Here is a 14,236-nt window from a genome sequence, read left to right as displayed (position 1 = left end):
AGAATTTATATTTTGAACATAGAGGAGAAATGAAATGTCAGAACATAATACTCAATTCATAGATTACATCAATGAAAATTTCACTGGCGATACACAGAAAAACGCACTCATCTTTGTGCAGTATTTGGCTTCAATCGGTATGACTATCGAAGGAAGTATAAACGATTGTAAGGCTACATATAAAGGCGTGACAGTATGCTATTTCTACTTCGGCAGCAGTAGTCATCCTGCCGGATACCCTGAACCGTGGACAGTTTGGATGCCGGATGAGTTCGCTAAGGAAATTGATGGTTTTCCGATTGACGAACAAATGAAAAAAATTGCTTGGGCGAACGCTCATAATTGCGATGAATGTTGCCCCAGACACAATACAGATGCTGGATGTTCTCGTCAAAGAATAATATTCAACCGTGAGTACGATGATCTTTGTCAAACTCCAATAGGTTTCACCGGACCAAACGCCGAGGCGGTGGAATGCGCGAAAAAGTTGATGGAAATGAGAAAACACGCCATCGACAGCGGTGAATAGTGTTTGCAGGAGGAAATTCGAATGTCTGAAATCACGACTTTGGCATATCAAAAGGAACACAAACCGAAAATCGAGGATGTAATTCCCGAAATGTTGAAATGCAATTCTGAAATGATTGAGTTAGAGAAGAAAGCACGAATAGAGAGTAGTCGAAAATAGGCAAGCCGACGTGCTAACTGCTCGGCAAGCAATATCAAACAAATTTTATATTTTGAATGTTTATATCAGGAGCTATTATGTTTGAAATTATTGAAACAGTAAAAACCATCAATACGAAAAGAGGTAAAAAGCTATGGAAAACATCTTGCAACAACTCGCCGACTGCGTTATCAGCGGCAAACGCAATGACATCACACCGTTGGTTGAAACAGCTCTGGCGGAGGGTATTGCGGCATCAGACATCTTGCAGAACGGATTGCTCAAAGGCATGGATGTGGTTGCCGGTGCATTCGCGCGCAATGAGATGTATATTCCGGAAGTCATGCTTGCAGCGCGGGTGATGAATACAGCGACGGCAATGCTCAAACCCTATCTCAACGATGAGGCAAACGCGCTGGGCGTTGCCGTTATCGGTACGGTACGCGGTGACAGGCACGACATTGGTAAAAATATCTTAAAAATTATGCTGGAAGGCAAGGGGTTTGAAGTCGTTGATCTCGGTGTGGATGTTGAGGCGCAGGCGTTTTGTGATGCCGTGCGTGAGCGTAAACCCAATTTGTTGTGTATGTCGGCACTGTTGACCACGACTATGCCTGCTATGACTGAGGCGATGGAACTATTGCGCAACAGCGGCCTGCGTAATAATGTTAAAGTCATGGTAGGTGGTGCGCCGGTCAATGAAGCATTTTGTAAAGAAATCGGCGCAGATGGTTACGCCGACGACGCGGCAACAGCGGCAGTATGGGCGAAAGAGGCGGTTTTAGTCTAAGTTTTCAGGGGCGGCATTTTGTCGCCCGCTTTTTTATTGCATACAAATTTTTGTCGAGAATATGCGTATTAGCCCTTTACATAATATGTTAATTGGTGTAGAATGGTCGGTAGGGGACGGTGGCGGGCAAGATCATTCGCCTCTACAAGAGCGAGTCCAATGCTGCATTGTATGCATTGTCGACCGTGCGGCATTCAGGATGTGCATCATAATACGCCAGTTCGCGGCGTATCCCTTCAGCAAATGGTATAACTGCATCTGCTGACGCATTAAGAGCCAACCGCTTACTGTTGTCGAAGAGTGCGCTGAACGCTTTGTCGCAGGTCAATGTGTATTGGTATTGCGGCAATTGTTGTTCAATTTCAACGCTGCACATCGGCACAGTGATTGCCTCGACACCCAATGCTTTGGCCGTAATGTCGAGAATTTGCCGCCATGTTAACCATTCGGATGACGTGAGATGATAGTCTTGCCAAAGTGCTTGTTTGTTGCCGAGCAATGGCAACAAGCCGCGCGCGAAATCGGTGCTGTGCGTTAATGTCCATACTGATGTGCCGTCGCCCGGCACGATGAAAGGCTTTCGGCGTAACAATCGGTCAGCAATGCTCCAATATTGTTTGGTTTGTGCCATAGGTGCAGGGAGTTTGCCGCGTCCATAGGTATGTGATGGGCGTACGATGGTGTACGGCAGCAAGCATTGTTCTTGCAACATGCGCTCACAAGCGGATTTTTGCATAGCATATGGCCAGCCTCTTGTCACATGCGGTGCATCTTCACGTACGAGCAACGGCTGTGTCGGACGGTCATACACGACCGTTGAACTGATAAAGATATATTGCGCCACGCGGCCTGTGAACTGCGCAAGGTCACGCGTCATGTCTTCTGGCGTATAGCAAATCCAATTGATAGCGACGTCAAATGTTTCATTGCCGAGATGTTCGGACAATTGCTCGACGGGGCATAGAATGTTTCGCACATTTGGCACACGGCCATTGCGATGGACAAGCGTGACATCATATCCTTGTGTCACAAGCAATTCAGTGACAGCAGTGCTGATGATGCCCGTGCCGCCGATCATTAAAATTTTCATGATAATTCCCCCTTTGATAGGGTAAGTATACAGCAAAATGGGAGTGTGTTCAAGCATGGTTTATGATTTAGCAATCGTAGGCGGCGGCGCGGCCGGCTGTAAAGCGGCGGAAGCGGCCGCGTCGGCGGGCATGTCTACCATTTTGTTGGAGAAGGCGCAGTTAGGCGGCAATACTTTCAGGGCTGGTTCTGTGCCGATGGGTGCGTTGCTGCGCGATTTAACATTGTTTCAAGCGCGTACGCTCGACCGTGCGCAGCAGTATGATTTGGCGGGTGCGATGAACCGCGTACGGCAGAACATTGACCTTATGCGCGATCAACAGCAGAAAACACTTGAACGTTTAGGTGTTGAACTTCGAGGCATGTCAGCGGGATTTGACACGCCCACGCAAGAGAGTTTTGTTTTACGCGGCGAGGGTGATGTTGTGCGTGCCAAACGTATTTTGCTTTCGACAGGCTCATTGCCTGCCATTGCGCATTTGCCGTCAGCAATGAATGCCATCGAATACGGCACGCTGCTGACCAGCGGTCAGCCGTTGTTACAGGGCGCGCTGCCGTCCTCAATTTTGATTGTCGGCACCAATATTCCGTCGTTGCAATGGGCGGCATTGCTCAGCGCGGGTGGTTGTAAAGTCACCATGCTCGACAGTCGCATCACGTGTGCTGATGTATTGGACCAAACAACGACCGAGAACTTAATGCGGCATTTACAAGCTATGGGCGTCACTATTATCACACAAGCAAAGCTGACCGATGTCGGTTTCGGCTTTGCGCTTTTTGACACGCCTGACGGTGCTGTGCGTTATGAGTGTGAGCGCGTGCTGTTTTGTCGGTATAGATTGCCCGTTACGCGCGGTATCGGACTATCCAGCATTGGATTGCACCGAAGTGAGGGTGCGATTGTGACCGATGCGCGCGCGCGCACCAGTGTGCCTGCTGTTTATGCCGCAGGCGATTGCAACGGCAAGACCTATACTGCACAAACGGCGTATCGCGAAGCAGAAGTTGCCGTTGCCAATATGTGTGGTACGCCGGCACAGGTGCGTTATCACGCTATTCCAACGTTTATGGAGGCGCTGGGGGAGATGGCGAGTGTCGGCTATACCATGGAGACGGCTGTAAAAAAAGACATTGAGCCGCGATTGGCAACATTGCCGTTGTCGTATGCCGACTCGCAACGCTTTGCCGGTAACGGGCATGTCACCATCATAAAGGATAGCAACACCAACCGGCTCATCGGTGCGCATTTAATGGGCGACGGCGCATGTCATGCGGTGCGGTTGCTCACTACGGCAGTTGAGGCGGGGATGGACGCGCAAACAGCCAGGCGCTATATCACGCCCGACAATTTGGCAACAGAAACGGTGCGGAGCGTGTTGTTGCAGTTGTCTTGATAGGCAGGGCGCGGTGTTTCATCGCGCGGAAAGTTTACAGTTAGTGCTGAACACGGTGTGATGAGGGTATCACGCTTACGATACATAGAGGTAATTTATATGCTGACAATCGAAAATCGCGGAAATATCTTGCGTATCCTACACAACGACAGGGTAGTGATTGACCATGCGCCCGATAATCCGTTTATCACAGCGGCAGCCGGCGCGCAGAAAATTAAGGGGTACAGCGATGGCTGGCAACTTAAAAATAAGGTTAAAGGCAAAACAGGCTTGCCGTATGCACAGCACGATGCAGCACGAAAGACCATTCGGTTTGCCGACAACGAGTTTTCTATCACGTTTAGCGTTGAAGAGGTGGATGATAGCGTTGTTTTGCGTCCGCATCGCGCCGGCAATCGGTATAATCAATTTTGGTTTCGTTTCCCGTGCCGCCCTGGTATTGCTGTTTATGGCGGTGGCGCACAATACAAGCATGGAGATTTGCGTAACAAGGCTATTTCATTGTGGCTGCGTGAGGAGCGCTTGCCGCATGGACAACTACCGGAAGTCAGCGTGCCGGGCGATCGTGGTACAGGCAGTTACCCGCAAAGCACTTTTGTCACTGAAGATTCAGTATTTGTGCATATTGACACCAAAGGTTATGCGGCGTTTGATTTTACCGGTGCGCGACATTTGACCGTGGAAACATGGGGTACGCCTGCGGCAATTGTCACCGGCGCGGCCGAGTCGCCGCAACACGCGCTTAAAGCGTTGACACGCACCACGGGGCGGCAGCCGCTGTTGCCGCAGTGGTGTTATACCGGCGCATGGATGGATATCGGTGGCGGACTGCAAAGCATGTTGTCACAAATCGAAAAGGCAGTTAACGCCAATGCCGTTATTGGTACACTTTGCATCCGTGATTGGACGGGGCTGCGGCAGGATACCGACACGCAGCAACCTTTTTATGACTGGGTATGGAATCAAGAAATGTACCCGTTGTTGCCCGAACTCATCAAGCAATTCACTTCGCAAGGCATCAAGACAATGGCATATATTAACCCGCATTTTAGTATTGAAGGACGGTTGTTTTCCGAGGCGTCTATGAAAGGCTATCTCATGCGCAAGCCTGAAGGCGGTGTCGCCATCCACGATATGGGCGGCTTTATGGCAGGACATTTGGATTTGACCAATCCCGAGGCCGTCGAGTGGTTTAAACATATCATTAAGAATAATGTCCTCGCGCTCGGGTTTGACGGCTATTTTGCCGATTTAGGCGGCTTTTTCCCGCCTGATGTAGTATTGCATTCACGCCAAAGTCCCATTGCTGTGCACAACCAATGGCCGCTGCTATGGGCGAAACTCAACCAAGAAGTGGTGCGAGAGTACAGCCGTGAGGCAGAAGCCGTTTTCTATGTCCATGCCGGCGGCGCGGGTGTAGGTGGTTGTGCGCCTATGGTGGAAACGGGAGAACATTCGACGGGTTGGGGTCGTGTTGACGGGTTGCCGTCGGCGTTGACGGCGGCATTGTCGTTGGGGTGGTCGGGCATGGGCGTGGCGCATGCGCCAATTGGTGGCACACGCTCGACGATGGCGAAGCGTTCCAAAGAGTTGATGATTCGTTGGGGCGAATTTGCCTGCTTTACGCCGGTTATGCGGTTCTGCCATATTGAAGGGGAGCACTGGGAGTTTGGTACCGATGCTGAAACCGGCGAAATTATGGCGCGTTTGACACGTGTACATGCTGCAATGGCGCCGTACCTACGCAACTGCATTCGCGAAAATACGGCAAACGGTTTGCCGATTATGCGCTCACTTGCCTTGGCATATCCTGATAATAAAGCGCTGATGAAAAATAAAGATGCTTACATGTTGGGGAGTGAGTTGTTTGTTGCGCCTGTCATGGAGCCAAAAGTCATTAAGCGCCGGCTGATTTTGCCCGAGGGAAACTGGGTTTACATTTGGACAGGGCAAGAGTTCAACGGCGGTGAAATTGAAGTGCGCGCACCGCTGGGACAGCCGCCGGTGTTTTATAATGCGCGCGGCTCACATGTGCGCTTATTTCAAGAGATAGCGGGGATGTAGAGGACTTATAATATCATGGGCACAGGAGATAAAGGTCAAATGAATGATAATATTAAGTTTGAAAACGAATTTGTTTGTGCCGTTCCTTCAACTGACGATAACGGCAATGTGTATGACAAGGTATTAGTAGGTTCTTATGTTATTATACCAAAATCCCACATAGAAACACCTTTTGATTTATCTGAGCAGGAATGGCTTGCTACCAAAAAGATGATAGATACGGTCAAACACTATCTTGATAAAAAATATAAACCTGACGGATATAATTTAGGTTGGAATGTTGGACCAATTGCTGGTCAGACAGTTTCATATGCTCATTTACATATTATACCGAGATTTAAGGACGAACCTTACGCAAATAGAGGTATACGTTTTTGGCTAAAACAACAGGAAAATACAAGACCGTGCAATCGCGCAAAATAAGCATTCCAGAAACAGGAGCTTAAACTATGCAACTAGGTTTTTCCGGCGATGAATTATCAATGAAAATACTCATCCTCTACGCACTGGACAAACTCAACAACGCGAGTCTTGATGATCTGCAACAACTTGTATTCATTCAAGAAGACACTGATTATTTCCTCTTCGCCGCAGCAACAGGGCAGCTTGTTGATGCGGGACAGCTGGAAGAAATTGAAGGCGGATTTGCTATTACACAACATGGCCGTGAGGCCGTCGGTGCTATGCTGAAAACGCTGCCTGCCGCTATGCGTGACGAATGTGACAGAGTAGCATTGCAATTGCTTGAACGGCGGACATTGCAAGCGGCATTGGATGTTAAAATTATCGAACATGGCGGAAAATATTCGGTGGCCTTGCGGCTGAATGACAACGACATACCGATGTTTGATTTGACGATGGCTGTTGGCGACTTAAAGCAAGCAAAACGCGTTGTTAAGAAATTTCAAGGCAACGCCAGTTGGGTATATCAGCGGGTGCTGGAGTTATTGGATAGCCTCTAAGTTATCCCGTATCGCTTTTGCACTGGCGTGTAACGCCTGTGTTTCTTCATCATTTAGCGGCGGCGTCAGTACACGTTCTACACCTTTTGCGCCGACTACACACGGTAAGCTCAAACAGATATCATGCAAATTGTACTGTCCGTTAAGGTGCGTACTCACCGTCAAAATGGCCTTTTGATCGTTCAAAATTGCCTCGACGATGCGGTTGACAGTCAGCGCGACGGCGTAGAAGGTCGCGCCTTTTTTGTTAATAATTTCATAGGCTGCGTTGCGTACGTGATTTTCCAGTCCGATGGTTAAGTTGACGTTGCAGGCTTGGCATTGGCTGCAATATTCCTGCAAACTCAACCCTGCGATATGAGTGGAGCTAAATGCCGCAACAGATGTATCGCCATGTTCGCCGATGACGAAAGTGTGAACATCTCGCGCGTCAACGCCGGTGTGCTGTGCAGTTTCATATTTAAGTCGCGCGGTATCAAGCACCGTGCCGGAGCCAAGAACACGGTTGGCAGGCAAGCCGGTGTATTGGCGTGTGAAGTGTGTCAACACATCAACGGGGTTGGTGACGACTAAAATGACGGTGTTGTCGCCGAGATTGGGCATCACTTGGTCGAGAATGGAGCGAAAAATTTTAATGTTGGCGGCAAGCAGGTCATTGCGCGTTTGCCCCTGTTGTTGCGCCGCACCGGCGGTGATGACAATGATGTCAGTATCGCGGCAGTCGGCGTAATCGCTCACTGTCAGCGTTGTCGGACGCAGAAAGCTGATGCCGTCGTTCATATCCATGACATCGCCCTCTGCCTTTTCTCGGTTGTAGTCAATAACGGCAATGTGGTTGCATACGCCGCTCGACATCATGGAAAAGATTGATGTAGCGCCGACATAGCCGCAGCCGACCATAACAATTTTACGCTTTTTCATAACAAAATCTCCAATCTGATGCTTTTTGCTATTTTGTGATAGTATAACACAAATTTACCATCATCACAACCGTAAGCTCAACTTTGCCTTGATTTTTTTGTGCGTGAGAGGTATAATGGAAAAAATGGAGGATTTACCATGTCAGATTCACGTAACAATCCTGAGAGCCGTCGAGAAGAAAACGGTATTGCCTATTACGAGCGGTGTGACGTTGTACATGACGGTGTGACGTATCAACGTCTTGCTGTACAGACGCATTTTGTCGAGCGCGGTGAGTCATATATCGAGTTGGTCGAGCACTACATCGCACCCCTTTTACAGGATGGTGATATGCTGTCTATTTCAGAGAAGATTATCTCCATGTGCCAGAACAATGTTGTTGAGCGCAAAGACATCAAAATCGGTTTTTGGGCGAAGCTGTTGGCACGCTTTGCATCAAGCAACAAACACGGCCCCGGCGTGAGTGAACCGCCCAAGATGCAGCTCGCCATTGATTTGGCGGGATTGCCGCGCATTTTGTGGGCGACTATTTGTTCAGCTGCTGGAAAATTGTTTGGAAAGCGCGGATTGTTTTACAAAATTGCCGGTCATGGCATTGACGGTATTGATGGCCTATATCCACAGTCGGATTTTGCTGCTTATCGTGAAATGGCGTTGCTGAACCCGCGCGAGCCCGATAAAGTTTGTGCCGAGGTCGAGGCAATATTGGGCGTACCTGTGATGCTGGTCGACGCCAATGATTTGACGGTGACCATTTTTGGTAAGTCGCCGTCTATGGCGTTGTCTGACGCTGACTTATGTGCCATTATTAAGGATAATCCCGCCGGGCAAAATGATGAACTAACGCCGTTGATTCTCATCCGGTGCGGTGAAGCAGCATGATGTTTCGGCGGGTTAGTGCCGGCATGCTTGTTGTTGCCGCCTTTCGGCTGTACAGGCATCATTTTTGGCGGCTACTCATATTTCCGCTGATTTTCAGTACGTTTGCCACGTTAGGGCAAATGCTGTTGTTTCAGCCCATGCGCGCGCCATTGGCGGCGTTTTGGCAGAACGTCAACGGTGAAAATTCGGTCCAAGCTATTAGCGCTATGCGTGTGCTTATGCAAGATGTCATGCCCTCGTTGCTGCTGTGGTTGGTGTATTTGGCAACAGTTGGATTATTGCTGAACGCCTTTGTCGTCGGCGGTATAACGCGCATAGCCATGACTATCATGCATAAAAAAGATTTGCAAGAGCCGACGCAAGCCATTTACAGTGAAATCAAGTACACGCCGAAATGGTACGTTACGGCGTTATTGCAAAATGTGGTATTACTGGTGTTGGTTTTTGTGCCGTCGCTAGCGGTGGGTATATTGGCCTTGTTTTTGCCGGCGTTTGCGAGTTTGGGTGTCTTTGCCGTCGCGTTTATCGCCATTGTGGGCTATGCGGCAATCGCGATGTTTTTCCCCATTGTACTATGCGAGGAAAAAGGCTGGCGTCGCGCCATTCCGCGGACGTGGCAATTATTTAGGCGTAGGCCGGGCTTGGTGATTACAATGGGCTTATGGCTCATCATGTTGCAAGCTGCGGCAACCAGCTTCGGTGCGCTCTTTGCCGGCGGATTGCCACTGCAAATGGCAGTTACAGCACTGCTTGCGCCGGTTTCGACGGTGGCCGTGTGCATGATGTATGAAGAGTTGTGCCAAGGTGTAAAGGGCGACAGCGCGGAGGATTTGAAAGATGTATAAGGCATGGCGGATTTGTTTAAATTTTCAAGAGATTTAAAGATGAAGCCCTATTGATTTTCTAAAAATGCCTACAAATGCAGTTATAAAGGGAAGAAAGTAACTGCTTACAGTATTATTTGAAGTGATAGGAAAGAAATATGGTGCTTGCTCGTGGCATATTTACATATCTCAAAATCCAACAGCGGCGCAATTTAAAATGATAGAAAAATTTATAGAGATACGAAGAGACAATATTAGGAATCTGACAAGGTAAGTGCTATCCAAGGGTTTAGAGCAGCTCAACATATGGTTATAATACAGGCACCTTAACATGATTGGAGACACCGTTATGCGTTACGCCAAACGACTTGCCGTTATTTTTGCTGCTTTGCTATCTTTTGCCGCCTGTGCGCCAAGCTATGGGGCGGGAGAGAATGCCGCACCTGCCATGAGCAGGAACGCTGAGCGGCTTGCTGTCATTGCCGGAAATTTTGTGGCATATGACTTTGCGCGGCAAGTCGCGGGCGATTTAGCCGATGTGCAGCTCCTTTTGCCGGCTGGTACAAAATGTCACGGCTTTGACCCATCGCCGCGTGATATTTTGGCGGTTCAGAACGCCGATTTGTTCGTCTATACCAGTCATTTTGGCGAACCGTGGGTGCAGTCCATGTTGACATCGATGCGTGGTGATGTTCAAGCTGTTGCGCTTGCCGAGCACATTTCGCTGGTCGCGCACGCGCCTGATGGTGACGTAATCGACCCGCACATTTGGCTCAACCTGCCCTATGCCGTTGCTATGGTGGAAGTGATGATTGAGGCAATGAGCGTCGCCGACCCATCCAATCAAGCGATGTATTTTGAAAATGGCCGTGCCTACACGCATGTATTGCTCGAACTGGACGCGCAATTTCAGTGTGTTATGCAACGGCGTGCGCGCGATACACTTGTATTTGGCAATCGTTACGCTGCAGCGCATTTTAGCGCACGGTATGATTTGCATGCCGTTACGGTACTCGATAGCTGTCACGACCACGCTGACCCAAGTGTACAGACGGTATTTGCCGCCATGACTGCTATCCGCGATGGTGGACACACTGTTGTATTTGGTATAGAAAACGATGCCAACCACGTTGCCAACACGTTGGCGGACGAAACGAATACGCAGATGCTTGTCTTTCACGCGGCACATAATGTGAGTGCTGACGAGCGTGGCATGTCGTTTGCCGATATTATGCGGCAGAACTTGCAGCATGTGTCACAGGCTCTAACCGACAATGAGTAACGTGCTATGCAGTTTGCGTGACGTATCTGTTGCATACCAAGGCAAAGATGTGTTGCGCGGTATATCTTTTGACGTAAATTGCGGCAACATGATTGCTTTTATCGGCGCCAACGGCGCGGGCAAAAGCACATTACTCAAAGCCATGGTAGGCTTGTTGTTGTACCGCGGCAGCATACAACTACAATGCCAACAGACTGAAATTTCCTATTTATCGCAACTCAACACCGCCGCGCGCGATTTCCCCGCAACCGTTTACGAAGTGGTGCATAGCGGGCGGCAGCGCAAGGGGCGGTTATTTTGTCGCCGCGAAGATCATGAGGTTGTCGAGCAATCGCTTGAAATGCTGGGTATTGCGCAGCTCCGCCACCGTGCCATAAGCCGTTTGTCGGGGGGGCAAATGCAGCGTGTACGGCTGGCGCGGGCGTTGTGTGCGCAGCCAAAGTTGCTTGTATTAGACGAGCCGACCGATGGGCTAGATGCTGACACATCAGCGCAATTGTATGCCCTGTTGCGGCAGTGGAACCAAGAAATGAACGTAAGTATTTGCATGGCGACGCACGATCATAGTGGCATGGCACGCGTAGCAAAGCGCGTGATAAAGATAGAGGACGGGATGCTGCATGAACATACTGTTTGATTTACTGCGTGAGCCGTTCGCACAGCGAGCTTTGATTGCCGGTGCATTGGTGTCTGTTGTTGCGGCAATGATAGGCGTCATCTTAGTCTTACGGCGGCTGTCGATGCTGGGACATGCCTTGGGTGATATAGGTTTTTTTGGCGCAGCATTGACGCTGGCGCTGGGATGGAGCCAACATCCGCTTCTCGGCACAGTCGTGCCGATTTTTGTTGTCATCGTCGGTGCATTTGGTATCATGTGGATGAGTCAACGAAACGGCAGCGGCGATATTGTCATCGGCATGACGGCAACCGGTGCGTTGGCGTTGGGCATTATGCTGACAGCATTATGGCAAGGGGGAAGCGGGCAAATTTTCAGCTTGTTGTTTGGCTCACTGTTTGCCATAAATGACGGCTTATTTTTTGAACTGACAATCAGCGTATCGCTTTTTGTGTTGGCAGCATTTTTGCTGTGCTATCAGCGATTTTTCGCCATTGCTTATGACACTGACTTCGCCCGTACACGCGGGCTGGCTATTAGCTGGTACAACGGCATATTTTCAATATTAGCCGCTTTGATTGTTGCTATTGGTATGCGCATGATGGGCGCGTTGCTGATATCGTGTTTGATTATCTTCCCCGCCATCACTGCGCGACTGTGGGTCAGTCGTTTCTCGCGTCTGATATGGCTCGCCGCGGGCGTGTCGTTGTTGTGCTTTGTAATTGGCTTTGCTGTCACGGCGGTCACGCGCATTCCGGCAGGCAGTGCGATTGTGTTGGCAAATATTGCGCTGTGGGCGGGCAGTGCCGTGTGCAGGAAGCTTCTAAAAAATTATTGACAGCCAAATATTTCCATGATATAGTGGATACAACCGGTAAACTTACTGAGAAAGGAGCGGAGTGATAGGGAACGAAAAAAGCCAAAACTAGACCCGTTTTTGTTAAAAGATGGGTGGCGAATGCTCTCATGCTGTGTATGGTGTTGGCATCGGGCATTATTGTTGCGCCCAACGTAGGGGTGGCCTATTCGAGAACGCCACATGTTGGCCGTGGAGCGCCATCACCGAGGCGGTGACTTCTATATAGCAGAGAGCTTGGGCAGGCAAACCATCTATGCCCTTGATAATCCATTTGAGGAGAAAATCAACGGCATATCTGCCATCCTCAATCACTTCGGGACGGGGGCTTGGGTGTTGCATTGGAATAGCTGGCAAGCCGAACATGCTGATAGGGAACAACGGTTAGAGGCAGGCAATCAGATGGAGGCAGCGTGGTAGTGAGGTGAAGCAAAACCCGGCGCGGAAATTCTCCGCGCCGGGTTTGCATTTTAGACTAGCATTTTTCTGAAACATGTGCTATACTGTGGAAGAATAACACATAATGAGGAGTGATTTTGCTTTGATAGCCGGTAGTATAGCCATTCTTTTTGCGTTGATTGTCATCAGCGGCATTGTGTCGGCGATGGAAATCGCGTTGAGTGCTGCCAACCGCAATAAGGTTAAGCTACTTGTCGACGCAGGCAACAAAAAGGCGGAGCGGCTGCTCCATGCCATTGATGAGCCGAGCCTGTATTTTGCGACGGTGCAGCTGTATGTGACGTTCATCGCCTTTTTCTCTGGCGCGTATGCGGCGAGTGCGTTTACTTACTCGTTGGTGAATTTATGGAGTGGATTGCCGCTGTCAGAGCGGGTTATTGAAACAATCGTATTCGCTGTTATTACAGTTTTGCTGACATTTTTTGCGCTCGTATTCGGTGAACTCGTACCAAAGCGCATTGCTATACAAAACCCCATTCCATTTGCCTTGCGCATTCTGCCGTTGTTGCGTGTACTGTCGGTCATTGCTTTGCCGTTTGTCAAATTTCTATCGTTCTCGGCAAAGATGGTGCTGAGGCTGTTGCGTATCAAAGAAATCGACCGCAAGGAAGACGGCACCGAGGAAGAAATTCGCCTAATGGTGGAAACGGGCAGTGAGCAGGGACATATTCAAGAAGATGAGCAGGAGATGATAGAAAACGTCTTTGAGTTTGACAAACTGACCGCCGGCGAGGTTTGTACGCACCGCATGGACGTGGTGGCATTGCCGCTTGACGCCGACTTGCCCGCTGTGTTGGACGTGTTGACCAAGGAAAACTATTCGCGCATTCCGGTATATGAAGAGAGCCTGGATAATGTGTTGGGCATTCTGCACTCTAAGGATGTTATGCACTACATGGCCAAGCAGAGCAGCAAGGTTTTTAATTTGAAGAAACTGATACGTGAACCGCATTTTGTACCTGACTCTAAGAAAACAGACGAACTGTTCCAAGAAATGCGTAAAAAACGGCACTATATAGCCATTGTCATTGATGAGTACGGCGGAACATTGGGTATTATCACAATGGAAGACTTGGTCGAGGAAATCGTGGGAAACATTCAAGATGAATACGACACCGACGAACGCCCCGATATCGAAGAAGTGGATAAAAACACGTTTCGCATAGAAGGGACAGCAGACCTGGAAGATGTGCAAGAACATTTGGGTGTGCAATTGCCCGTCGAGGAATACGAAACATTGAGCGGGTTTTTGATTGGTGAATTGGGCAACATTCCCGCCGAGGGCGAGCAGCCGGAAGTGATGTTTGAGCAGTTGACGTTTAAAGTCGAAAATGTGCAGGAAAAGCGCATATCATCGGTGACGGTGGTAAAGGAAACAGAAGTATTAGCCGAGAACTCAAACGAAACAAATGAAAAGAGCGCGGAATAGT

General features: G+C 49.3%; 16 protein-coding genes. 14 read left to right on the top strand and 2 right to left on the bottom strand.

What is annotated here, in order from left to right; all coding sequences use genetic code 11:
• Window positions 1-34: 34 nt before the first annotated feature.
• The 3 genes from FWE06_01550 (at window position 35) to FWE06_01540 (ending at window position 1,457) form a co-directional block, all read left to right on the top strand.
• The gene (locus FWE06_01550) at window positions 35-529 is read left to right on the top strand and encodes a hypothetical protein (protein MCL2545864.1); all 495 of its coding nucleotides are present in this window, start codon (window positions 35-37) and stop codon (window positions 527-529) included.
• A gap of 21 nt (window positions 530-550) precedes the next feature.
• Window positions 551-688 (top strand): hypothetical protein, encoded by a 138-nt coding sequence (locus FWE06_01545; GenBank protein MCL2545863.1) that lies wholly within the window; start codon window positions 551-553, stop codon window positions 686-688.
• Between the two features lie 133 nt (window positions 689-821).
• On the top strand, window positions 822-1,457 hold the full coding sequence (locus FWE06_01540; GenBank protein ID MCL2545862.1) for a corrinoid protein: 636 nt from the start codon (window positions 822-824) through the stop codon (window positions 1,455-1,457).
• A 142-nt stretch (window positions 1,458-1,599) separates the two neighbouring features.
• Here FWE06_01540 and FWE06_01535 read toward each other — a convergent pair whose 3' ends face one another.
• Complete coding sequence (locus FWE06_01535) at window positions 1,600-2,547, bottom strand: NAD-dependent epimerase/dehydratase family protein (GenBank protein ID MCL2545861.1); 948 nt, start codon at window positions 2,545-2,547, stop codon at window positions 1,600-1,602.
• A gap of 55 nt (window positions 2,548-2,602) precedes the next feature.
• On the opposite strand from FWE06_01535, the gene FWE06_01530 reads away from it, so the two are divergent.
• From FWE06_01530 to FWE06_01515, 4 genes are all read left to right on the top strand, one after another.
• Entirely contained in the window at window positions 2,603-3,940 is a 1,338-nt protein-coding gene (locus FWE06_01530) for an FAD-dependent oxidoreductase (GenBank protein ID MCL2545860.1), read from the top strand.
• A 99-nt stretch (window positions 3,941-4,039) separates the two neighbouring features.
• The gene (locus FWE06_01525) at window positions 4,040-6,004 is read left to right on the top strand and encodes an alpha-glucosidase (protein MCL2545859.1); all 1,965 of its coding nucleotides are present in this window, start codon (window positions 4,040-4,042) and stop codon (window positions 6,002-6,004) included.
• Window positions 6,005-6,043: 39 nt separating this feature from the next.
• Window positions 6,044-6,427: an HIT family protein gene (locus FWE06_01520; GenBank protein MCL2545858.1), complete on the top strand. Its 384-nt coding sequence runs from the start codon at window positions 6,044-6,046 to the stop codon at window positions 6,425-6,427.
• A 26-nt stretch (window positions 6,428-6,453) separates the two neighbouring features.
• On the top strand, window positions 6,454-6,966 hold the full coding sequence (locus FWE06_01515) for a DUF4364 family protein (GenBank protein ID MCL2545857.1): 513 nt from the start codon (window positions 6,454-6,456) through the stop codon (window positions 6,964-6,966).
• Here FWE06_01515 and FWE06_01510 read toward each other — a convergent pair.
• The gene (locus tag FWE06_01510) at window positions 6,949-7,887 is read right to left on the bottom strand and encodes an L-lactate dehydrogenase (GenBank protein ID MCL2545856.1); all 939 of its coding nucleotides are present in this window, start codon (window positions 7,885-7,887) and stop codon (window positions 6,949-6,951) included. The genes FWE06_01515 and FWE06_01510 overlap by 18 nt on opposite strands.
• Window positions 7,888-8,025: 138 nt before the next feature.
• On the opposite strand from FWE06_01510, the gene FWE06_01505 reads away from it, so the two are divergent.
• The 7 genes from FWE06_01505 to FWE06_01475 all read left to right on the top strand — a co-directional run bounded on the left by FWE06_01505 (window position 8,026) and on the right by FWE06_01475 (window position 14,235).
• Entirely contained in the window at window positions 8,026-8,769 is a 744-nt protein-coding gene (locus tag FWE06_01505) for a F420-0--gamma-glutamyl ligase (GenBank protein MCL2545855.1), read from the top strand.
• Complete coding sequence (locus FWE06_01500) at window positions 8,766-9,614, top strand: hypothetical protein (protein ID MCL2545854.1); 849 nt, start codon at window positions 8,766-8,768, stop codon at window positions 9,612-9,614. Before FWE06_01505 ends, FWE06_01500 begins: the two co-directional genes overlap by 4 nt.
• A 328-nt stretch (window positions 9,615-9,942) precedes the next feature.
• Window positions 9,943-10,875 (top strand): zinc ABC transporter substrate-binding protein, encoded by a 933-nt coding sequence (locus FWE06_01495; GenBank protein ID MCL2545853.1) that lies wholly within the window; start codon window positions 9,943-9,945, stop codon window positions 10,873-10,875.
• Window positions 10,868-11,512: a metal ABC transporter ATP-binding protein gene (locus FWE06_01490; protein MCL2545852.1), complete on the top strand. Its 645-nt coding sequence runs from the start codon at window positions 10,868-10,870 to the stop codon at window positions 11,510-11,512. The genes FWE06_01495 and FWE06_01490 overlap by 8 nt, the downstream gene beginning before the upstream one ends.
• Window positions 11,496-12,329: a metal ABC transporter permease gene (locus FWE06_01485; protein MCL2545851.1), complete on the top strand. Its 834-nt coding sequence runs from the start codon at window positions 11,496-11,498 to the stop codon at window positions 12,327-12,329. The genes FWE06_01490 and FWE06_01485 overlap by 17 nt, the downstream gene beginning before the upstream one ends.
• A 201-nt stretch (window positions 12,330-12,530) precedes the next feature.
• The gene (locus tag FWE06_01480) at window positions 12,531-12,767 is read left to right on the top strand and encodes a hypothetical protein (GenBank protein ID MCL2545850.1); all 237 of its coding nucleotides are present in this window, start codon (window positions 12,531-12,533) and stop codon (window positions 12,765-12,767) included.
• A 103-nt stretch (window positions 12,768-12,870) separates the two neighbouring features.
• The gene (locus FWE06_01475) at window positions 12,871-14,235 is read left to right on the top strand and encodes a hemolysin family protein (GenBank protein ID MCL2545849.1); all 1,365 of its coding nucleotides are present in this window, start codon (window positions 12,871-12,873) and stop codon (window positions 14,233-14,235) included.
• Window position 14,236 lies beyond the last annotated feature (1 nt).

Source organism: Oscillospiraceae bacterium, assembly GCA_009780275.1.
In the GTDB taxonomy this organism is placed as follows: Bacteria; Bacillota; Clostridia; order Oscillospirales; family UBA929; genus WRAI01.
The sequence above is the reverse complement of the archived record's forward strand: the minus strand, read 5'-3'. Positions and strand labels throughout refer to the sequence as shown.